Here is a 19,137-nt window from a genome sequence, read left to right as displayed (position 1 = left end):
ACAACTCGGCGCCGATCAGACCCCCAGCACCCGGCGGCCGGCGGCGAGGAGGGCGGTGTCCTCCTGGGGCGGGTGGACGCGCACGCAGAGCACGTCGCGCAGGTGCCGCTCGAGCGAGCCGTGCCGGGACAGCGCGGGGTTGCCGAGGGCCGCGACGGCGGTCTGCACCGCCGCCACCACGGACCTCGCGATGGCGACCTTGATGCCGGCGAGCTCCGGCACGACCGTCGTGTCGCCCGCCTCGAGGCGCAGCAGCGCGCCGTGCAGCAGCGTCTCCGCCTGCACGACGAGCACGTCCACCTCACCGGCGACCGCCTGGATCCGCTCGGTGGTCGCGATGGGGCGGCCCAGGGCGGCCGGCGCGCGCGTGCGGGCGAAGTCCACGAACGCCGCCCGGGCCGCGCGCGCCACGCCGACGTACAGCGCCGCGTGCCCCAGGCTGCCCGGCCCCGGCACGGCGGCCGGGTCGCGGTAGACCCCGTCGGCGCCGCGCGGGATCTCGACGAACGACGCGGCCGGCACCCGCACGCCGTCGTAGACCACGTCGTGCGTGTTCGACGCCCGCAGGCCGAGGTGGTCCCACGTCTCGATCCACGTGATGCCGGGGGCGTCGGCCGGCACGAGCACGTGGCCGACGCGGGGTCGCTCGGGGTCGCCGTCCGGCTCGTCGGCCACCGCCCACACGACGTGGTACGCCAGGGCCGTCCCGCCGGTCGCGTAGGCCTTGTGGCCCGACAGCTCCCACCCGTCGTCGGTGCGTCGCGCCGTCGTCGCCGGCAGCCCGCCGCGCGCGGGGGCACCGAGCTCGGGCTCGGCCCGGATCGCGTTGACCGGGGCCGGGCCCTCGAGCGAGCGGCGCAGGAGGTCGTCGTACGCCGCCGCGGGCCAGTGCGGCCGCTCCGCCTGCGCGGCGTGGGCGTTGAGGGTGTTGGCGACGACGAGCGCCACCGAGGCGTCGCCCTCGCCGAGGGCGGTGAGGATGCGCACCGCGTCCCGCGGTCCGAGGCCCGGGCCGCCGTGGGCCGTGCCGACGGTGGCCGTCAGCAGGCCGGCCCGGTGCGCGACCTCGAGCCCGGCCGTCGGTACGGCGCCGCTGCGGTCGTGCTCCGCGGCGTACGTCGCGACCTCGGCCGTCACCGCCGCGAGGGCGGCGGGGGAGAGGTCCGGGACGGGCAGCGTGCGGACCGGCGCCGTGGTCGCGGTCATGCGCGTCCCGCCGTCGCGAGCCGGCGGTACTCGTCGGTGTAGCCGCCGAGGTGCTCGGCCTGCAGGGTGCCGCGGCGGCCGGTGGTCGCCCGGTGCGCGAGCTCCTGGCGCACCAGGGGGATCACGTGCTTGCCGTAGTCGACCGCGTCGTTGAGCGTGTCGTAGCCGCGGATGCTCACGAGGTCCGCGCCGCGATCGACGTAGTCGAGGATCGCCGCCGCGACCGTCTCCGGCGAGCCGACCAGCGCGGTCGAGGCGCCGGCGGCGTTGGTGGCGGCCGCCGTCTTCGTCCACAGCGCCCGGTCGTAGAGCTCGGAGGCGTTCGCGAACGTCAGCGCCCGCTGCGAGCCGACGTTCTGCGGGTCGCCCTTCTGGTGCAGCTGCTTGCCGAAGACCCCGCGCTCGAACGTCGCGGCGATCCGCGTGACGTAATCGTGCGCCTTCTCCCACGCCAGCGCGTCGGTGGCCGCCACGATGGGACGGAACGTCACCCAGATCCGCGGCAGCGTGGTGCGCCCGGCGGCCCGCGCGATGGCGTGGACGCGCTCGATCTCGCCGCGGAGGTCGTCCAGCGGCTCGCCCCAGAAGCTGAAGACGTCCGCCTTCTCGCCGCCCACGGCGAACGCCTCGTCCGACTGACCGCCGATCGAGATGGGGATCGGGGAGTCGTACGGCGCGAAGCCGGGCCCGAAGCCGTCGAAGTCGTAGAACTCGCCGTGGTGGTCGAACGGCGCCGGCTCGGTCCACGCGCGGCGCAGCAGGTCGATGTACTCGCTCGTGCGGGCGTAGCGGCGCTCCTTCGGCAGGTAGTCGCCCTGCCGGGCCTGCTCCGCGTCGCTGCCGCCGGAGATGAGGTGGACGACCGCGCGGCCCTCGGTGAGCTGGTCGAGCGTCGCCAGCTTCTGGGCGGCGACCAGCGGGAACGTCGTGTTGGGCCGCAGCGCGACGATCGGCTTGATCCGCTCCGTCAGCTGCCCGACCGCCGAGGCGACGACGAACGAGTCGGCGGTGCCCGAGCCGTACGGCAGCAGCGTGTAGTCGTAGCCCCCGTCCTCCAGCGCCCGCACGTAGCGGCGGAAGTAGGGCAGGTCGATGCCGCGTGAGGGCACGGGCTCCAGCTCGGTCGACGGGTTGAGGTGCGAGAGGCTGATGAACTCGACCTGGCGCGCCGCGGTCTCGGGGATGGTGGGGTCGAACTCGGGGGTGCTCACCGTGGGCTCCTCGCGTCGGTACGTCGGGTGGCGCGGCACGTGCCGCGCCGGCGGTTCGACGCTAGGCGCGGGCACCGTGCGGGGTCCAAGAGCAATGGGGGATGGGGATCCATCGGCGGTGCCTATGCGTCGGCGCGCCGTTGCCCGTTCGACCGCGGACGGACCCGCGGATCACTACGATGGCGGCCTCGGCGTACGTCTCGTCGACGTTCACGATGGGGATCCATGTCCGTCCACACCACGCGCCGTCGCGTCCTCGCCACCGCTGCCTGGGCCGCGCCCGCCGTCGCCGTCGTCTCCGCCGCGCCCGCGTTCGCGGCGAGCACGGCCAACGGGACGTTCACCATCACGCGCGGCCTCTCGCGCACGGGTCCGGCGCCGCTCGACGAGGGCCTCGACGCGCACGCCCTCTTCTTCAACGGCTTCACCATCACGCCGAGCCGCTCCAGCGCGGCCGTGCTCACCCTCACCGTCACCCAGGTCTGGAGCTCGCTGGCCAACTCGCAGTTCATCACGGCGCCTCCCGGATGGATCCTGACGTCCGCGCTGGACACCCACCCGATCACGTACGTCTGGGGGACCGGCCTGACGGCCGCGCAGCCGGTGGCGTTCGGTCCGACCGGCTCGGAGTCCGTCTACTTCGACGACGGCGGCTCGCGGGGTGACTTCACCCTGACGGTGACGGCCCCGGGCTTCGACTCGGCGGCCACGGTCTTCCAGTCGCGCATTCCCGTCTGAGCCGCCCGGTCCCGCGTCGTACCCGGGACGTCATGCGTTCCGGCGCCTCGGGCGTGCGGTGCGCATGACGTCCGCGAGGTGGGCGGGGTCGGCGGGGTGGTCAGGGTCGGGCGGGCCGAAGTGGGATGTTGGTACGTCGCTGCCCCGGTCGGGCGCGTCCCGGCCGCACATTTCCGGCCCCCGGTCGGGACGAGGCCGCGTGGCCCCGACCAGATGACGTCAGCTGGCCTTCGCCGCCGTCTTGCGCGTGGTCGTCTTCTTCGCCGGTGACTTCTTCGCCGCCGTCTTCTTGGTGGCGGCCTTCTTCGTCGAGGTCGTCTTCTTCGCCGTCGCGGTCTTCTTCGTGGCAGCTCGCTTCCGCGGCGCCGGCTCCGCCTCCCCGGACCCGTCGGCCCAGTCGGCCCCGTCGGCCGCGTCGGCCCCGTCGCCGTCCGTGGCGGAGTCGTCCACGTCCTCGCCCCGCGACTTCTTCGCGGCCTGCACCGACCGCTGCAGCGCGGCGAGCAGGTCGACGACCTCGCCGGAGCCCTTCGTGGTGGTCTCGGTGCGCTGCACCTCGCCGCCCTCGATCTTCGCCTTGACGACGGCCTCGACCGCCTCGGCGTAGTCGTCGGAGAAGTCGGAGGCGTCGAAGTCGCCCGCGAGGGTCTCGACGAGCATCTGCGCCATCTTCACCTCGGAGTCCTTGATCTCGCCGAGGTCGTCGACGTCGACGGAGAAGTCCGGGGTGCGCACCTCGTCGGGCCACATCATCGTCTGGAGCACGATGACGTCGCCGTTCTCGGTCTCCCGCACGCGCAGCACCGCGATGCTGGTGCGGTTGCGGATGGCGACGGTGACGACGGCCATCCGATCGGCGTCCCGCAGGGCCTGGCGGAGCAGCGCGTAGGGCTTCGCGCCCGTCTTCTCGGGCTCCAGGTAGTAGCTCTTCTCGAAGAGCAGCGGGTCGATCTGGTCGCTGGGCACGAACTTCTCGACGGCGATCTCGCGCGACGACGCCGACGGCAGCGCCGACAGGTCGTCGTCGTCGAGGACGACCATCTCGCCGTCCTCCGTCTCGTACCCCTTGGCGATGTCGGCGTAGGGCACCTCCTCGCCGTCGAGCGAGCAGACGCGCTGGTAGCGGATGCGGCCGCCGTCCTTCGCGTGCACCTGCCGGAAGGACACGTCGTGGGACTCGGTCGCGGCGTACAGCTTCACCGGCACGCTGACCAGCCCGAAGGAGACCGCGCCCTTCCAGATCGCCCGCATCGTTGCTCCTTCTCGTCGTCGCCGTGCTGCCCCGGGAACCGGCCCTCCCGGTACCCCGCCGACCGCTCCGCGAACCAGTCTGGAGGAACGACCCGCCCACCGCCACGGACTCATCGGTGCCGGACGAGCGAGGATGGCACCGTGCCCGCTCCGCTGCGCCCCATGCTCGCGACCCGCGGCGACGCCGTGCCCGCCGGCGACGACTGGCTGCACGAGGTGAAGTGGGACGGCATGCGCGTCCTCGTGCACCTCGACGGCGCCGGCGGCCTGCGGCTCGAGAGCCGCAACGGCAACGTCGTGACCCCCGCCTACCCGGAGCTGCACGGCCTGGTGGACGCCGTGGCCGGCCGGTCGGCGGTGCTGGACGGCGAGGTGGTGGCGTTCGACGAGGCCGGACGACCCAGCTTCGCCGTGCTCGCCGAGCGGATCCACGAGCGCCGGGCGGCCCGGGTGGCGGCCCACGTCGCGGCGCGGCCCGTCACCTTCGTGGCCTTCGACCTCCTCGCGCTCGACGACCGCGACCTCACGACGCGCCCGCTCGAGCGCCGCCAGCGCCGCCTCACGAGCGTCCTCGAGGTCGACGGCGCGGCACCGTGGACGCAGTCGACGACGTACGACGACGGTCCGACGCTCCTCGCCGAGACCGCGCGCCTCGGGCTCGAGGGCATCGTCAGCAAGCGCCGCGACGCGCCGTACCGCCCCGGGGTGCGGAGCCGGGACTGGCTGAAGTTCCCGCACCGGACCCGGGAGTCGTACGTCGTCGGTGGCTGGCGGCCCGAGACCGGGACGCGGGACCGGCTGGGTGCGCTGCTGGTGGGCACGCCGACGCCCGAGGGGCTGCTCTACCGGGGCCGCGTCGGGTCCGGCATCGGCGGCCGGGCCGGGCGCGACCTGCGCGCGCTGCTCGACCCGCTGGTGCGGGCCACCAGTCCCTTCGCCGACGAGGTGCCGCGCGAGGACGCCCTCGGCACGACATGGCTGGAGCCGACGGTCGTGGTCGACGTCGAGGCCCTCGGGCTCAACGGGTCACCCGAAGGGAGCGGTGCGCGGCTGCGGCAGCCCACGTACCGTGGCGTGCGATCCGATCTCGGTGCGGAGGACCTGTGACGACCCACCCCTACGACGCGTCCCGGCGCGCGGTGCTCGCCTCGGTGGGCGCCCTGACGCTCACCGGGCTCCTGCGCCCGGTCCCCGCCACGGCGGCGAGCGCGGCCGTCGGCACCGTCCGGCTCGACAACATGCCCGTCGCGCTCCGCGCCGGCACCACCCAGGTGGTGACGTGCAACCGCACGAGCGGCTACAAGGCGCGCGTCGCGTTCTGGCGCCTGGTGGACGGCCGGTGGCGCAGCGAGTTCAGCACGACGGACGGGCGCATCGGCTACGGCGGGCTGGTCTCGCCCGGCTCGCGTCGCCAGGGCAGCGGCACGACGCCGATGGGCACCTACGGGATCCCCTTCACGTTCGGCCGGTGGAACCGCTCGACCGCGTGGCGGATGCCCTACCTGACGATGGTCACGGGCGACTACTGGGTGCTCGACAACGACTCGCGCTTCTACAACCGCTTCCGCAAGCGTTCCTCGGGCGGCTTCACGACCGCGGGCTCCGAGCACCTCGTCGACTACGGCGACCAGTACGAGATGTCCGCCGTGCTCGACTTCAACTACGCCTCCCCGGTGCGCCACCGCGGCGGCGCGATCTTCCTCCACGTCAACGGCCGGGGTGCCACGGCGGGCTGCGTCAGCGTGCCGCGCGTGATGATGGGCGCGGTGATGCGGGAGCTGCAGCCCGCCGCCGTGCCGGTCGTCACCATCGGCGCGGGCTGATCGGGCAGACTCGACGCCGTGCCGGCACAGGGCGAGGGGACCGAGGTCAGGGTCGACGTCGAGGGCCGCGTGCTGCGCCTGACGAACCTGGAGAAGGTGCTCTACCCGTCCACGGGCACCACGAAGGGCGAGGTGCTCGACTACTACGCGCGCATCGCGCCGGTGCTGCTGCCGCAGCTGCGGGACCGTGCCGTGACCCGGGTGCGCTGGCCCCACGGCACCGGCAGGCCGAGCTTCTTCGAGAAGAACGCACCGACGGGCACGCCGTCCTGGGTGCGCACCGCCGAGGTGTCGACGACGGGGTCGCGGCGGTCGCGGTCGACCGGGGAGGAGGCGCAGGAGGGCACGCTGGTCTTCCCCGTGATCGACGACCTCGCGACGCTCACGTGGGTCGTCAACCTGGCGGCCCTGGAGCTGCACGTGCACCAGTGGCGCGTGGGCCGCAGCGGCCGCTCCCGCCGGCCCGACCGCATCGTCATCGACCTCGACCCGGGCGAGCCCGCCGGGCTGGGGGAGTGCTGCGAGGTGGCCCTGCTGGTGCGTGGCCTGCTCGCGGACCGGGGGCTCGAGGCCACCCCCGTGCTGAGCGGCAGCAAGGGCCTCCACCTGTACGCAGCGCTCGACGGCCTGCCCCGAGGAGAGGCACCGGCGGACAGCCACGAGTCGACCGACCTGGCCCGCGAGGTCGCCGAGCAGCTGCAGCGCGACCACCCCGGCCTGGTCACGGCGTCGATGACGAAGCAGCGGCGCGGCGGCAAGGTGTTCCTCGACTGGTCGCAGAACGCCGGCTCGAAGACCACCGTCGCGCCCTACTCCCTCCGGGGACGCGACCGGCCCTACGTCGCCGCGCCCCTCACGTGGGACGAGGTCGTGGCCGGTGCGGAGGACCCCCTCGACATCGACCAGCTCACCTCGAGCGAGGTGCTGGCGCGGGTCGAGGCCCAGGGGGACCTCTTCGCAGCGGGGTGAGCGCCGGTCCGGCGGTCAGCCGATGAGCTCCTTGAGCTCCGCGATCGTGGCCGTCGGGTCGGCCGTGGCGGGGATGACGTTGAGGTCCGTGACGCCCGCCGCCTCGAACGCGGCGAGGCGCTCCTTCACGTACGACGCCGGACCGATCAGGTTCGCGGCCTCGAGCCACTCGGTCGGGACGAGGGCCTCGGCCTCGCGCTTCTTGCCCGACAGGTAGAGGTCCTGGATCTTCTCCGCCTCCTCCTCGTAGCCGTAGGCCCGCGCGACGTCGTTGTAGAAGTTCTTGCCCTTGGCGCCCATCCCGCCGACGTACAGGGCGAACATCGGTCGCGCGAGGTCGAGCGCCGCCCGCGTCTCCTCGCCCTCGCCGATGGCGACGAGGCCGCCGGCCATGACCTGCAGGGTGCCGAGCTCCTCGGGGCGCTTGGCGGCGCCCTTCGCGAGCGACTCGCCCCACACGTCCTTCGCCTTCTCGGGGTGGAAGAGGTGGGGGATCCAGCCGTCGGCGTACTCCGCCGTGTGCTCGACGTTCTTCGGGCCCAGCGCGGCGATCCAGATCGGGATGGACGAGCGCTCCGGCTTCGTCAGGATCTTCAGCGGCTTGCCGAGACCCGTCACGCCACCCTGCTCCTTGGTGAGCGGCAGCTTCACGATGCCGTCGTTCTCCAACGGCTCGCGGCGCAGCCCCCGGCGCACGATGTCGACGACCTCACGGGTGCGGCCGAGCGGCTTCTCGTACGGCACGCCGTGGAAGCCCTCGATGACCTGCGGGCCGGAGGCACCGAGGCCGAGGATCGCGCGTCCGCCGGAGACGTTGTCGAGGCCGGCCGCCGTCTGCAGCAGCGCGCCGGGGGTGCGCGAGAAGATGTTGAGGATGCCCGAGCCGATCTTCACGGTCTCGGTCTTCGCGGCCAGGTAGCCCATCAGCGTGGGCGAGTCGAAGCCGTACGCCTCCGGGACCCACACGGAGTCGAGCCCGGCCTTCTCCCAGGCAGCGACCTGGTCGGCCGCGTCGCGGGGATTGCCGGAGTAGTTCAGCAGGGTCGCGATACGCAGTGTCATGGCGCCACCATGACAGCACTGCTGTCACGGTGACAAGCGTCGCGGCTGCGCCGGCTTGGAACGTGTCCGCTCGGGCGCTCTAAGGTGGGCACCGTGAGCTCGGAGGCGTGGTGCGACCACTGTGACATGTCCTTGATCAGCTGCCCCCACGGTGCGCCTCCGCCTCCTCCGCCGCCGGCCCCCGAGCCGAAGGCGTCGCGGGTGCGCACGTCGCGGGTGACCGAGCCGGGCACCCCGGCGACCGGGGTGCGGTCGTCCGTGGCCCGACCGAGCGGGGCCCGCGTGCCGGGCACCCCGGCCCCGGCGCCCGTGCGGCGGTCGCCGATCACGAAGCCCGGGCGCACGCCCCAGGCGGCCTACCGCCCCTACCTGCTGTCCGTGGTCGCCGCGGCCGACGGCCGCATCGAGCGGGAGCCCGCGCTCGACGCGCTCGCCCGCCGCATGGCCGACGTGCTCCAGCGCGACGACCTGGCCGTCGGCCCCAGCGGCGAGCTGCGCTGGCGCACCGCCGCCCAGAAGGAACGGCGCGCGATGGTCGACGCCGGGCTGCTGCGCTCCGGCGGGCCGGGGGTCTGGGAGCTGACGCGGGCGGGGTACGACGCGCTCGACGCCTTCCGCGCCGCGCTGGCCGCCAGCGAGGCGGAGCAGTCCGAGCAGTCCGAGCAGTCCGAGCAGTCCGGACAGCCGGAGCAGTCCGAGCCGGGCGACGCGGAGCCGCCCACCTCCTGACACCTGGGCGACACCTGGACGTCGGACGGGTGTCGCTCGCGGCTGGTGCGCTCGAACGCGTGACGGTCACCCTCGCCACCCGGTCGCGGACCCGACCCAGCCTCGTCGTCACGCCGGGTGTCACCGCCCACCGCGGCGCCTCCGGCTGGCGCCCCGAGCACACGCTCGAGGCCTACCGCACGGCCATCCGCTGCGGCGTCGACGACATCGAGCTCGACCTCGTCTGCACCGCCGACGGCGTGCTCGTCGCCCGCCACGAGAACGAGCTGTCGGTCACGACCGACGTCGCTGCACGGCCGGAGCTCGCCCACCGGCGCACGCGGCGGCTCGTCGACGGGGAGCCCTGCGACGGGTGGTTCGCCGAGGACCTGACCGTCGCGGAGATCAAGACGCTGACGGCACGGGAGCGCTTCCCCCACCTGCGCCCCTCCTCCGCTGCCCACGACGGGCAGGAGGGCGTGCCGACGCTGACCGAGGTGCTCGCCATGGTCGAGGCCGAGTCGGTGCGCCGCGGTCGCGGCGTGGGCATCATGCTCGAGCTCAAGCACGTCGAGCACGCCCGCAGCCGTGGGCTCGACTACGAGGGCGCCCTCCTCGACACGCTGCGGCGCCACGACCTCGACCACCCGCGGGCCCGGGTCACCGTCATGTCCTTCGAGGTCGAGGTGCTCCGCCGCCTCGCGCGGCGCACCCGCGTGCAGGTGGTGCAGCTGCTCGACGCGGCGACCCCGTCGCCGCCCGACGCGCACCTCGCGGGCGTGCCCGCGACGTACGCCGCCATGGCCACCCCCGAGGGCCTCGCACGCATCGAGGAGTACGCCGACGGGATCGGCGTCGCCAAGGCCCTGGTGCTGGCGCCGGGGCCGGACGGCGGGCTTGGGGCGCCGACCCCGCTCGTGCGGGACGCCCACCGGCGCTGGCTGACCGTGCAGGTCTGGACCCTGCGGGCCGAGAACCGGTTCCTGCCCGCCGACCTGCGGTCGTCGACCGACCCGGCCGACGAGGCGGCGTTCGGTGACCTCGCCGCCGAGGCGAGCGCCTTCCTCGACGCCGGCGTCGACGGCCTCACCACCGACCACCCGGAGATCGTGCTCGGGGTCGTGCGGGCGCGGGCCTGAGCGCTCAGTCGTCGGTGTCGGCGCCCACCGCGGCGTCGAGACGCTCGCGGGCGCCGTCGAGCCAGGTCTGGCAGGTGCGGGCCAGCAGCTCGGCGCGCTCCCACAGGGCGAGCGACTCCTCGAGGGTCGTGCCGCCGCTCTCCAGACGCCGGACGACGTCGACGAGCTCGTCACGGGCCTTCTCGTAGGACAGGCTCTCGCTCGTGCCGGTCTTCTCAGGCATCGTCGTCCTCCGCGGGTTCGGTCGGATGGGTCGGGTCGGCGAGCGGCTCGAGCCGCGTCGTCGTCGCGTGGAGGCGCCCGTCGGCGACCCGCACCGTGACGTCCGCGCCGGGCGCGGTCTGGGCGAGCGAGGTGACGACCGCCCCGTCGGCGGTCTGCAGCACCGCGTACCCCCGCCGGAGCGTCGCGAGCGGCGACAGCGCCTCGGCCCGGGCACGGCGGTGCTCGACGTCGTCACCGGCACGGTCGAGACGGTGACGCAGCGTGACGCGGGCGCGGTCGCGGAGGGCGGTGACCTCGTCGCGACGCACGTCGAGCAGGTGGCGGGGGTCGGCCATCGCCGGGCGCGAGCGGAGCGCGTCGAGCGCCGCCTGCTCCCGCCCGAGCCAGTGCGCCAGGACCCGGCGCGCACGGTCGCGGGCGGCGGCCACCTGCTGCTGCTCCTCGACCACGTCGGGCACGACGCGCTTGGCGGCGTCGGTCGGCGTCGCGGCACGCCAGTCGGCGACGAGGTCGAGCAGGGGGGAGTCGGGCTCGTGACCGATGGCGGAGACCACCGGGGTGCGCACGGCGTGCACGGCCCGCACGAGCCCCTCGTCGGAGAACGGCAGCAGGTCCTCCACCGACCCGCCGCCCCGCGCCACCACGATGACCTCGACCGCCGGATCGCGGTCGAGCCGCTCGACGGCCTCGATCACCTCGCCGGCGCTGCGTGGGCCCTGCATCGCGGCGTACGCCACCGTGAACTTCACCGCCGGCCACCGCCGGCGGGCGACCTCGAGCACGTCGCGCTCCGCCGCGGAGCCGGGCGCGGTCACGAGCCCGACGACGCCGGGCAGGAACGGCAGCGGACGCTTGAGGTCGGGCGCGAAGAGCCCCTCGGCCGCGAGCAGCTGACGGCGCCGCTCGAGCCGTGCTAGCAGCTCGCCGAGCCCGACCATGCGGATCTCGCGGGCGGCGAGCGAGAGCGTGCCGCGGTTGGCGTAGAACGACGGCTTGGCGTGGACGACCACGCCGGCGCCCTCGACGAGCGGCGGGTTGAGGCTGTCGAAGAGCGTGCGCGAGCACGTGAGCGTCACCGAGAGGTCGGCGACGGTGTCGCGCAGCACCATGAACACGGTGCTCATCCCGGGTCGACGGTTGACCTGCGCGATCTGGCCCTCCACCCACACCGCGCCGAGCCGGTCGACCCAGCCGGCGATCGCCGTGGCGATCTGCCGCACCGGGGCCGGTTGCTCGAGGGAGGTCTCCAGGGCCACGCGCACGAGGTTAGGGCCTGCCGCCGACGGTTCTGCCCCGCGTGCCCCCCTCGCCTAGACTCGGGCCCCATGAGCACCGACCTGGGTACGCCGCGACTCCTGCCGCGCGACGACGCCGAGCGCGCCGTGCTGCTCGCCGCTCCGCGCGGCTACTGCGCCGGCGTCGACCGGGCCGTCATCACCGTCGAGAAGGCCCTCGACCTCTACGGCGCGCCGGTCTACGTGCGCAAGCAGATCGTCCACAACAAGCACGTGGTGAGCACCCTGGAGGAGCGCGGCGCGATCTTCGTCGAGGAGATCGAGGAGATCCCCGAGGGCGCCACCGTCGTGTTCTCCGCCCACGGCGTCTCGCCGATGGTCCACGCCGAGGCCGCGGAGCGCTCCCTCAAGACCATCGACGCGACGTGCCCGCTCGTGACGAAGGTGCACCACGAGGCGCGGCGGTTCGCGGCCGAGGGCTACCGCATCCTGCTCATCGGCCACGAGGGCCACGAGGAGGTCGAGGGCACGGCGGGCGAGGCCCCCGATCACATCACCCTCGTCGAGACGCCCGACGACGTCGCGGGCCTCGAGTTCCCCGAGGGCACGAAGCTCTCCTGGCTCTCGCAGACGACGCTGAGCGTCGACGAGACGATGGAGACGGTGCGCCGCCTGCGCGAGAAGTTCCCGCAGCTGGAGGACCCGCCCTCCGACGACATCTGCTACGCGACGCAGAACCGCCAGGTCGCCGTCAAGGAGATCGGCCAGGGCGCCGACCTGGTGATCGTGGTCGGCTCGGCCAACTCGTCGAACTCCGTGCGCCTCGTCGAGGTCGCGCTGGAGGCCGGCGCGAAGGCGTCCTACCGCGTGGACGACGCCAGCGAGATCGACGAGGCCTGGCTCGAGGGCGTCACCACGGTCAGCGTCACCTCCGGCGCCTCCGTGCCCGAGGACCTCGTCGAGGGGGTGCTGGGCTTCCTCGCGGAGCGGGGCTACCCCGACGCCCGCGCCGTGAAGACGGCGGAGGAGTCGCTCATCTTCGCGCTGCCGCCCGAGCTGCGACGCGACCTCAAGGCCGCCGGGCGCTCCTGATGGCCCGCTTCCTCGACCTGCACCCGGTCGACCCGCAGCCGCGTCTCGTCGCGCAGGTCGTGGAGGCGCTCCGCGACGACGCGCTGATCGCCTACCCGACCGACTCGGGCTACGCGCTCGGCTGCCGCCTCGGCAACCGCGACGGCAAGGACCGCATCCTGCGGATCCGTCAGCTCGACGACAAGCACCACTTCACGCTCATGTGCGCCGACTTCTCCCAGCTCGGCCACTTCGTGCACGTCTCCAACCACGCGTTCCGGTCGGTGAAGTCGGCGATCCCCGGGCCGTACACCTTCATCCTCCCGGCCACCCGCGAGGTGCCGAAGCAGCTCATGCACCCCAAGAAGAAGACCGTGGGCGTGCGGATCCCGTCGCACCCGGTGGTGGAGGCGCTGCTCGCCGAGCTGGGCGAGCCCCTGCTCACCAGCAGCCTGATCCTGCCGGGCGAGGCGGAGCCCCGCACCATCGGCTGGGAGGTCAAGGAGGACCTCGACCACGACGTCGACATCGTCATCGAGGCCGGGGAGACCCCGGCGGTCCCGACGACCGTCGTCGACTGGTCGGAGGACGTGCCGGAGATCGTCCGGTACGGCGCGGGCGACCCGGGGCGTTTCGAGGTCTGAGCCCGCTGGCCGCGCCCACCGGCGTCGGCTCCGTACGGCGCCGGATGGTGCTCGACGGCGGCTCGTGCCGGGCGGGTGCGGTCCGGTGCGCCTGCCCGAGCCGGTCCGGAAGTGTGCGGTTGGGGTTGGCCGGATCGACTCGGGGGTGCCCCAGGTGCACATTTCCGGCCCTGGCTTGGTCTGGCCTGGCCGGATCAGCCGCGCCGGGTCGGGTGACCGCTGGACGTGAGCGGGGTCGAACCCGGCCCGGTGCGCCCTGCCCGAGCCGGTCCGGAAAAGTGCGGTTGGGGTTGGCTGGATCGACTCGGGGGTGTCCCAAGCGCACATTTCCGGCCCTGGCCTGGCGTGGCCGGGTCTGCCGCGCCCGACCCGGTTGATCGCCGGAGGAGGGGTCGGTCGAACCTGGGTCGTGAACTGTGCGGTTGGTGTGCCTCGGATCGACTCAGGGGTGCCCCAGGTGCACATTTCGGCCCGGGCCCGCCCTAGCCCGGCCCGCCCTGCCCTGCTCGGACCAGCCCAGCCGGGCGGCGGCCGGCGCTCAGTCCCGCGTCATGCGGGCGCCGAGCGTGAGCAGGCACAGCGCGTAGCCCGCCGCGAGGCCCGGTGCGTGCAGCAGCATCCCGCTGACGAGGGCCTGGACGGCGCCGTCCTCGGGGCGGGCCAGGGCCCCGGGCGACACGAGGGCGATCGCCGTGAACGCGGCCAGCATGAGCAGGGGCGGCGTCATGCCCACGGCGAAGAACGCCGACCGGTCGGCCCGCACCGCCAGCACGAGGCAGAGCACGACGAAGCTCAGGTCGAAGAAGGAGCTCACCCGGCCGCCGAGGCCGAGGTCGACCGCGAGGATCGTCAGCATCCCGAGCACGCCGACGACCGCGACCCGGGGACCGGGCTCGGTGCCCGTCCCGCGGGCGGCCTCGAGCAGGCTCACGGCGTCAGGGTAGGGCCAACGGCTCAGGCACCACGGCTCGACGCGCCGCCCTGCTCGCGGGGGAGCTCCCGGACCTCGCGGGGGCCGGGCAGCGGCTCGTCGCTCACACCGAGGTCGCCCAGACGCCGCGCGGACACGAGGACCCGCGACTCCAGCGAGCCAACGGCGCTGTTGAAGTGGCGGGTCGCTGCGCCGAGGGAGCGGCCCAGCTGGTCGAGGTGGTCCGACCAGGTGCGCAGCCGCTGGTGGAGCTCGCGGCCGGTGCGCTGGATCTCCGCGGCCTGCTCCGCGAGGGCCTCCTGCCGCCAGCCGAGCGCCACGGTGCGCAGCAGCGCGATGAGGGTCGTCGGCGTGGCCAGCACGACCTGGCGCCCGGCAGCGTGCTCCAGCAAGCCCGGATCCGCCTCGAGCGCCGCCGCGAGGAACGCGTCGCCGGGCACGAACAGCACGACGAACTCGGGCGAGGAGGGCAGCGCGGCCCAGTAGCGCCGCGCGCCGAGGACGTCCACGTGGGCCCGCAGCTGGCGGGCGTGGCGCGCCAGGTGGGAGCGGTGCTGCTCCACCTCGGCCGGGTCGACGGGGTCGAGGAGGCTCGCGTCGAGGTAGCCGTCGAGCGGCACCTTGGCGTCGACCACGACCGTGCGGCCACCGGCCAGGCGCACCACCAGGTCGGGCCGGAGCGCCCCGTCGTCGAGCGGGGTCTGCTCCGTGAAGTCGCAGCGGTCGACCATGCCGGCCAGCTCCACGGCCCGCCGCAGGTGGAGCTCGCCCCAGCGCCCGCGCACGGCCGGTCGGCGCAGGGCGGTGGCCAGCCCGTGCGTCTCGCGACGCAGCTCGCCGGTCTGGTGGCGCATGTCGGCGACCTGGGCGGCCAGCTCGCCCTGCCACGCCGCCCGGTCGTGGTGGAGGTCGGCCAGCTGGTCGCCGAGCCGGTCGATGCCCTCCGCGAGGCGCCCGGCGTCGACGGACTCCCGCGGCGCCGGCCGCGACCGGGCCCAGAGCACCCCGACGAGGCAGCCGACCGCTCCTCCGGCGAGGAGCAGCAGCAGCGCGGTCACGACGGCGAGCAGGTCCATGGGGCCAGCATGGACGGCGGCACCGACGGTTCTGGGGAGCATCCCCGGTCTGGACCACGGGGCCCCGAGAAACAGTTGTTACAGCCGCGAAACCCGACGAGCGGTGCGTGAAACGAGCGATCACTAACTTCCGGTGCACCCGAGCAACGCACGTGGAAGGAAACCCATGTCCCTCTCCTCACGCCTGCAGCAGCTGCGCGACGCCCGTCGCCCGCTGCTCGCCGCCGCGTCCGCCCTCGTCCTGGCCGGCACCCTCGCGGCCTGCGGCGACGATGCCGACGCGTCGGGCGACGACGGTTTCGGCGAGATCAGCGTCCAGTACTCCTGGATCAAGAACGAGGAGTTCGCGGGCGAGTTCTACGCCTACGAGAACGGCTACTACGACGACGCGGGCTTCGACGAGGTGAACGGGATCTCGGGCCCCGACACCGGCGTCGCCAAGCTGCTGAGCGGCACCGTGCAGGTCGCGCTGAGCGACTCCGCCTCGGTCGGCGCGGCCGTCGCCGAGCAGGACGCGCCCCTCAAGATCATCGGCGCGACCTTCCAGAAGAACCCGTTCACGATCCTCTCCCTGGCCGACGGTGGCGACATCGCGACGCCGCAGGACCTCGTCGGCAAGAAGATCGGCGTGCAGGACTCCAACGCCAGCGTCTTCCGCGCGCTCCTCGCGGCCAACGGCCTCTCCGAGGACGACGTCGAGATCGTGCCGGTCGACTTCGACCCGACGCCGCTCATGAACGGCGACGTCGACGGCTTCATGGCCTACCTGACCAACGAGTCGCTGACGGTGGAGCTGGCGGGCTACGAGGTCACCAACCTGCCGTACGCCGAGAACGGCGTGCCCTTCGTGGCCGAGACCTTCACGGTCACCGACCAGTACCTCGCCGAGAACCGGGAGCTGCTCAAGCAGTTCCTCATCGCCGAGATCAAGGGCTGGAGCGACGTCTTCACGGAGTCGACGGACGACACGGTCGACCTCGTCATGGAGTACTACAACGCCGCCGCCTCGGAGAACGCGGAGGGCCTCGAGTCGGTCTTCGGTGCGCTCGACCCGGAGAAGACCGGACTCGCCCTCGAGGCGACGAAGGAGCTGATCTCGACCGACGAGACCGAGGAGAACGGGCTGTTCACCATCTCCGACGAGCTCCAGGAGCAGACGGTGGAGTCGCTGGGCGCCGCCGGGTGGGACGTCGAGACGGACCAGATCTTCGACACGTCGATCATCGACGAGATCTACGCCGAGAACCCCGACCTGATCGACTACCAGCCCTGATCATGACCGCTCCCACCCCCACTCCCACGAGCGAGGGGGCCGGTGCCCGCAGCGGCACCGGCCTCCGGATCACCGGGCTCAGCAAGACCTTCAAGGGCTCCCGGGGCAAGACCGTGCAGGCCCTGCAGGGCACGGACCTCCACACCGACCAGGGCTCGTTCCTCGCGCTCCTGGGTCCGTCCGGCTGCGGCAAGTCCACGATCCTGCGCATCCTGGCGGACCTCGAGACGCCGACGACGGGCCAGGCGCTCGTCGACGGCAAGACCCCGCGCGAGCTGCGCCGTGACTCCGAGCTCGGGATCGCCTTCCAGGACCACGCACTGCTCCCGTGGCGCAGCGTCGAGAAGAACATCCGGCTGCCGTTCGAGGTCGCCGGGAAGCCGGTCGACGCGGCGTACGTCGACGAGCTCATCGACCTCGTCGGCCTCCGGGGGTTCGAGAAGGCCAAGCCCGCGCAGCTGTCCGGGGGCATGCGCCAGCGCGTGTCGATCGCCCGTGCGCTGGTGCTGAAGCCGTCGGTGCTCCTGCTCGACGAGCCCTTCGGGGCGCTCGACGACATGACCCGGCAGAACCTCAACCTCGAGCTGCTCCGCATCTGGACGGAGAAGCCCGCCACCACGCTGCTCGTCACGCACGGCATCGCGGAGGCGATCTTCCTGTCCGACCAGGTGGCGGTCATGTCGGCCCGCCCGGGACGCGTCAAGGAGATCATCGAGGTGGACCTGCCGCGGCCCCGCACGCCCGAGATGATGCGGACGCCCGAGTTCCACGCGCTCGTGGACCGGGCCTCCGAGATCCTCTTCGGCGGCGCGGGACCGGCCGGCGGGGGGCACTGACGTGGTGGGCGAGCGCCGGGTCCCCGGCTGGCTCGCCGGGATCATCGGGACCGTCGTGCTCGTCGGCGCCTGGTGGCTGCTCTCCGTCACGGCGTTCACGCCCGCCGAGGGCACGGACTTCACGCCCGTGCCGTCGCCGTTCGCCGTGGTCCGGACGCTCCTGGAGGACGGGTTCGCGTCGTACTGGACGTTCTTCAGCGTCACCCTGACCGAGGCCGCCTGGGGGTTCCTCTGGGGCAACGCGCTGGCGCTGCTCCTGGCCTCCACGGTGCTCGTGCTGCCGCAGCTGGAGACGGTGGTGACGCAGGTGGCGGTCGTCAGCTACTGCCTGCCGCTCGTCGCGGTCGGCGGCATCGCGATCGTCGTGCTCGGTGGCGCCGACCAGCCCGGCGACCCGTCGTCGACGGCGATCTTCCTCGCCGCCCTCAGCGTCTTCTTCACCACCGTCGTCGGCGCGCTGCTCGGCTTCAAGGCGGCCGACAAGGCGGCGCTGGACGTCGTGAGCGTGTACGGCGGGGGCCGGTTCACGCAGCTGCGCAAGGTGCGCCTCGTGGCGGCGCTGCCCGCGATCCTCAACGCGCTCCAGATCGCCGTGCCGACGTCGTTCCTCGGCGCGGTGCTGGGGGAGTACATGGGCGCGACCGACCGCAGCGTCGGCATCACGCTCATCCGCCTGCAGGGCAACCTCGACGCGGAGCGGGTGTGGGCCGTGTTCCTGCTGTGCGCGCTGGTGGCGATGATCGGGTACGCGGCCCTCGGCCTCGTCTCCCGCCTCCTGACCCCCTGGATCTCCGGGCGGGCCGCGTGAACGCCGTGGCCCGGGCCGCCGGGCGGGGACTCCTCAACGCGGTGCTCACCCTCCTCGTCGTGCTCGCGCTGTGGCAGGCGGTGGTGTCGTGGGGCGGGATCTCGCCGTACGTCGCCAAGGGTCCCGTCGACGTCTGGAACCACCTCTTCGTCACCGACCCCGACGCCGTCACGACCGCCGCGGAGCGGCGGGACACGCTCGTGCCGCTGCTGACGTCGACGTTGAAGGACGCCAGCATCGGGTTCGTCGTCGGCATGCTGATCGCCGTCGCGCTCGCCATGGCGTTCACGCTGTCGAAGACGGTCGAGGCGGGCGTCATGCCGCTCGCGCTCCTGCTGCGCAGCATCCCGCTCGTGTCCATCGCGCCCGTGATCATGCTGCTGACCGGCCGCGGCACCACCGCGTCGGTCGCGGTCATCGGCACGATCGTGGTGCTGTTCCCGGCGCTCGCGTCGGTGCTGTTCGGCCTCAGCCAGGCGAACCGGCAGAGCCTCGACCTGGTGCGGGTGTACGGCGGGGGCAACCTGGCCGCGCTCCGCAAGGTCGCCGTGCCGGGTGCCCTGCCGTCGCTGTTCGCGGCCGCCCGGGTCTCCGTGCCCGGCGCCGTCACCGGGGCGCTGCTCGCCGAGTGGCTCTCCACCGGCACGGGCATCGGCGGCAACATCGTCAAGTTCAACGCCGGCGCGCAGTTCGACAACCTGTGGGCCTGCGTCGCGATGGTGACGCTGGTGACGCTGGTGCTCTACAACCTCGTGCAGCTGCTCGAGAACGTCGTGCTCGCCGAGATGGGGATGAGCCAGCGCTCGTAGGGGCGTTGCCGTCGGGGCCCGGTCGTGGGGGTCGGGCTCCGTCGGAGAGGGAGAACGCGGACGGGGCCGCGTACGGGAGAAAGAAAACGCGGACTGGTCAGGGCGACACGCCGAGGGGCGCG

Annotated in this window: 20 protein-coding genes; 12 read left to right on the top strand and 8 right to left on the bottom strand. The window is 73.4% G+C overall.

All coding sequences use genetic code 11. From position 1 onward, the window contains the following. Positions 1 to 15: 15 nt before the first annotated feature. Positions 16 to 1,206: an acyl-CoA dehydrogenase family protein gene (locus G3T38_RS20245; protein ID WP_163774600.1), complete on the bottom strand. Its 1,191-nt coding sequence runs from the start codon at positions 1,204 to 1,206 to the stop codon at positions 16 to 18. Continuing rightward, positions 1,203 to 2,417 (bottom strand): LLM class flavin-dependent oxidoreductase, encoded by a 1,215-nt coding sequence (locus G3T38_RS20240; protein WP_163774598.1) that lies wholly within the window; start codon positions 2,415 to 2,417, stop codon positions 1,203 to 1,205. The genes G3T38_RS20245 and G3T38_RS20240 overlap by 4 nt, the downstream gene beginning before the upstream one ends. 225 nt (positions 2,418 to 2,642) lie before the next feature. Between G3T38_RS20240 and G3T38_RS20235 the strand changes: the two genes are divergently transcribed. Beyond that, a complete protein-coding gene (locus G3T38_RS20235; RefSeq protein WP_163774596.1) occupies positions 2,643 to 3,155 on the top strand; it encodes a hypothetical protein in 513 nt (170 codons plus the stop codon). A 219-nt stretch (positions 3,156 to 3,374) separates the two neighbouring features. Here the strand turns inward: G3T38_RS20235 and ku are convergent, their stop codons facing one another. Next, positions 3,375 to 4,406 (bottom strand): non-homologous end joining protein Ku, encoded by a 1,032-nt coding sequence (gene ku / locus G3T38_RS20230; RefSeq protein ID WP_163774594.1) that lies wholly within the window; start codon positions 4,404 to 4,406, stop codon positions 3,375 to 3,377. A gap of 141 nt (positions 4,407 to 4,547) precedes the next feature. On the opposite strand from ku, the gene ligD (G3T38_RS20225) reads away from it, so the two are divergent. The 3 genes from ligD (G3T38_RS20225) to ligD (G3T38_RS20215) are packed head-to-tail and all read left to right on the top strand — an operon-like array spanning position 4,548 to position 7,198. Next, on the top strand, positions 4,548 to 5,513 hold the full coding sequence (ligD, locus tag G3T38_RS20225; protein ID WP_338037787.1) for a non-homologous end-joining DNA ligase: 966 nt from the start codon (positions 4,548 to 4,550) through the stop codon (positions 5,511 to 5,513). Next, positions 5,510 to 6,229 (top strand): L,D-transpeptidase family protein, encoded by a 720-nt coding sequence (locus tag G3T38_RS20220; RefSeq protein ID WP_338037786.1) that lies wholly within the window; start codon positions 5,510 to 5,512, stop codon positions 6,227 to 6,229. Before ligD (G3T38_RS20225) ends, G3T38_RS20220 begins: the two co-directional genes overlap by 4 nt. A gap of 18 nt (positions 6,230 to 6,247) precedes the next feature. Next, on the top strand, positions 6,248 to 7,198 hold the full coding sequence (gene ligD / locus G3T38_RS20215) for a non-homologous end-joining DNA ligase (RefSeq protein WP_163774592.1): 951 nt from the start codon (positions 6,248 to 6,250) through the stop codon (positions 7,196 to 7,198). 15 nt (positions 7,199 to 7,213) lie between these two features. Here the strand turns inward: ligD (G3T38_RS20215) and G3T38_RS20210 are convergent, their stop codons facing one another. Further along, complete coding sequence (locus G3T38_RS20210) at positions 7,214 to 8,260, bottom strand: LLM class F420-dependent oxidoreductase (protein ID WP_241729115.1); 1,047 nt, start codon at positions 8,258 to 8,260, stop codon at positions 7,214 to 7,216. Between the two features lie 201 nt (positions 8,261 to 8,461). Between G3T38_RS20210 and G3T38_RS20205 the strand changes: the two genes are divergently transcribed. Both G3T38_RS20205 and G3T38_RS20200 read left to right on the top strand, forming a co-directional pair. Beyond that, positions 8,462 to 8,989, top strand: a complete 528-nt coding sequence (locus G3T38_RS20205) for a hypothetical protein (RefSeq protein ID WP_163774590.1) — start codon at positions 8,462 to 8,464, stop codon at positions 8,987 to 8,989. Positions 8,990 to 9,048: 59 nt separating this feature from the next. Next, complete coding sequence (locus G3T38_RS20200) at positions 9,049 to 10,107, top strand: glycerophosphodiester phosphodiesterase family protein (protein ID WP_163774587.1); 1,059 nt, start codon at positions 9,049 to 9,051, stop codon at positions 10,105 to 10,107. Positions 10,108 to 10,111: 4 nt separating this feature from the next. On the opposite strand, the gene G3T38_RS20195 is transcribed toward G3T38_RS20200, so the two are convergent. Both G3T38_RS20195 and xseA read right to left on the bottom strand, forming a co-directional pair. Next, positions 10,112 to 10,330, bottom strand: coding sequence for an exodeoxyribonuclease VII small subunit (locus tag G3T38_RS20195; RefSeq protein ID WP_163774585.1), 219 nt, complete (start codon positions 10,328 to 10,330; stop codon positions 10,112 to 10,114). After that, complete coding sequence (gene xseA, locus G3T38_RS20190) at positions 10,323 to 11,588, bottom strand: exodeoxyribonuclease VII large subunit (protein ID WP_163774583.1); 1,266 nt, start codon at positions 11,586 to 11,588, stop codon at positions 10,323 to 10,325. Before xseA ends, G3T38_RS20195 begins: the two co-directional genes overlap by 8 nt. Before the next feature lie 69 nt (positions 11,589 to 11,657). On the opposite strand from xseA, the gene G3T38_RS20185 reads away from it, so the two are divergent. Then, positions 11,658 to 12,659, top strand: a complete 1,002-nt coding sequence (locus G3T38_RS20185; RefSeq protein ID WP_163774582.1) for a 4-hydroxy-3-methylbut-2-enyl diphosphate reductase — start codon at positions 11,658 to 11,660, stop codon at positions 12,657 to 12,659. Continuing rightward, positions 12,659 to 13,282 carry an L-threonylcarbamoyladenylate synthase gene (locus G3T38_RS20180; protein ID WP_163774580.1) on the top strand — a complete coding sequence of 208 codons (624 nt, stop codon included), beginning with the start codon at positions 12,659 to 12,661 and terminating at the stop codon, positions 13,280 to 13,282. Before G3T38_RS20185 ends, G3T38_RS20180 begins: the two co-directional genes overlap by 1 nt. Positions 13,283 to 13,820: 538 nt before the next feature. On the opposite strand, the gene G3T38_RS20175 is transcribed toward G3T38_RS20180, so the two are convergent. Further along, positions 13,821 to 14,213, bottom strand: coding sequence for a DUF6542 domain-containing protein (locus G3T38_RS20175; RefSeq protein ID WP_163774578.1), 393 nt, complete (start codon positions 14,211 to 14,213; stop codon positions 13,821 to 13,823). A 23-nt stretch (positions 14,214 to 14,236) separates the two neighbouring features. Then, positions 14,237 to 15,289, bottom strand: a complete 1,053-nt coding sequence (locus G3T38_RS20170; RefSeq protein WP_163774576.1) for a DNA recombination protein RmuC — start codon at positions 15,287 to 15,289, stop codon at positions 14,237 to 14,239. 166 nt (positions 15,290 to 15,455) lie between these two features. On the opposite strand from G3T38_RS20170, the gene G3T38_RS20165 reads away from it, so the two are divergent. Genes G3T38_RS20165 through G3T38_RS21995 form a run of 4 tightly spaced genes read left to right on the top strand, consistent with a single transcriptional unit; the run spans position 15,456 to position 19,015 of the window. Then, positions 15,456 to 16,562, top strand: coding sequence for an ABC transporter substrate-binding protein (locus tag G3T38_RS20165; protein WP_163774574.1), 1,107 nt, complete (start codon positions 15,456 to 15,458; stop codon positions 16,560 to 16,562). 2 nt (positions 16,563 to 16,564) lie between these two features. Then, positions 16,565 to 17,398 carry an ABC transporter ATP-binding protein gene (locus G3T38_RS20160; RefSeq protein ID WP_163774572.1) on the top strand — a complete coding sequence of 278 codons (834 nt, stop codon included), beginning with the start codon at positions 16,565 to 16,567 and terminating at the stop codon, positions 17,396 to 17,398. Between the two features lie 4 nt (positions 17,399 to 17,402). Further along, positions 17,403 to 18,206, top strand: coding sequence for an ABC transporter permease subunit (locus tag G3T38_RS20155; protein WP_163774609.1), 804 nt, complete (start codon positions 17,403 to 17,405; stop codon positions 18,204 to 18,206). Then, complete coding sequence (locus G3T38_RS21995; protein ID WP_338037785.1) at positions 18,203 to 19,015, top strand: ABC transporter permease; 813 nt, start codon at positions 18,203 to 18,205, stop codon at positions 19,013 to 19,015. The genes G3T38_RS20155 and G3T38_RS21995 overlap by 4 nt, the downstream gene beginning before the upstream one ends. The last annotated feature ends 122 nt before the right edge of the window (positions 19,016 to 19,137 follow it).

Origin of the sequence: Nocardioides zeae (assembly GCF_010686755.1) — a bacterium.
In the GTDB taxonomy this organism is placed as follows: Bacteria; Actinomycetota; Actinomycetes; order Propionibacteriales; family Nocardioidaceae; genus Nocardioides; species Nocardioides zeae.
The sequence above is the reverse complement of the archived record's forward strand: the minus strand, read 5'-3'. Positions and strand labels throughout refer to the sequence as shown.

Bases quoted from the DNA above. Each gene is read 5' to 3' on its own strand.
- G3T38_RS20245 (WP_163774600.1), bottom strand. From the start codon at position 1,206: ATGACCGCGACCACGGCGCCGGTCCGCACGCTGCCCGTCCCGGACCTC.
- G3T38_RS20235 (WP_163774596.1), top strand. From the start codon at position 2,643: ATGTCCGTCCACACCACGCGCCGTCGCGTCCTCGCCACCGCTGCCTGG.
- ku (WP_163774594.1), bottom strand. From the start codon at position 4,406: ATGCGGGCGATCTGGAAGGGCGCGGTCTCCTTCGGGCTGGTCAGCGTG.
- G3T38_RS20210 (WP_241729115.1), bottom strand. From the start codon at position 8,260: ATGACACTGCGTATCGCGACCCTGCTGAACTACTCCGGCAATCCCCGC.
- G3T38_RS20195 (WP_163774585.1), bottom strand. From the start codon at position 10,330: ATGCCTGAGAAGACCGGCACGAGCGAGAGCCTGTCCTACGAGAAGGCC.
- G3T38_RS20185 (WP_163774582.1), top strand. From the start codon at position 11,658: ATGAGCACCGACCTGGGTACGCCGCGACTCCTGCCGCGCGACGACGCC.
- G3T38_RS20180 (WP_163774580.1), top strand. From the start codon at position 12,659: ATGGCCCGCTTCCTCGACCTGCACCCGGTCGACCCGCAGCCGCGTCTC.
- G3T38_RS20170 (WP_163774576.1), bottom strand. From the start codon at position 15,289: ATGGACCTGCTCGCCGTCGTGACCGCGCTGCTGCTGCTCCTCGCCGGA.
- G3T38_RS20165 (WP_163774574.1), top strand. From the start codon at position 15,456: ATGTCCCTCTCCTCACGCCTGCAGCAGCTGCGCGACGCCCGTCGCCCG.
- G3T38_RS20160 (WP_163774572.1), top strand. From the start codon at position 16,565: ATGACCGCTCCCACCCCCACTCCCACGAGCGAGGGGGCCGGTGCCCGC.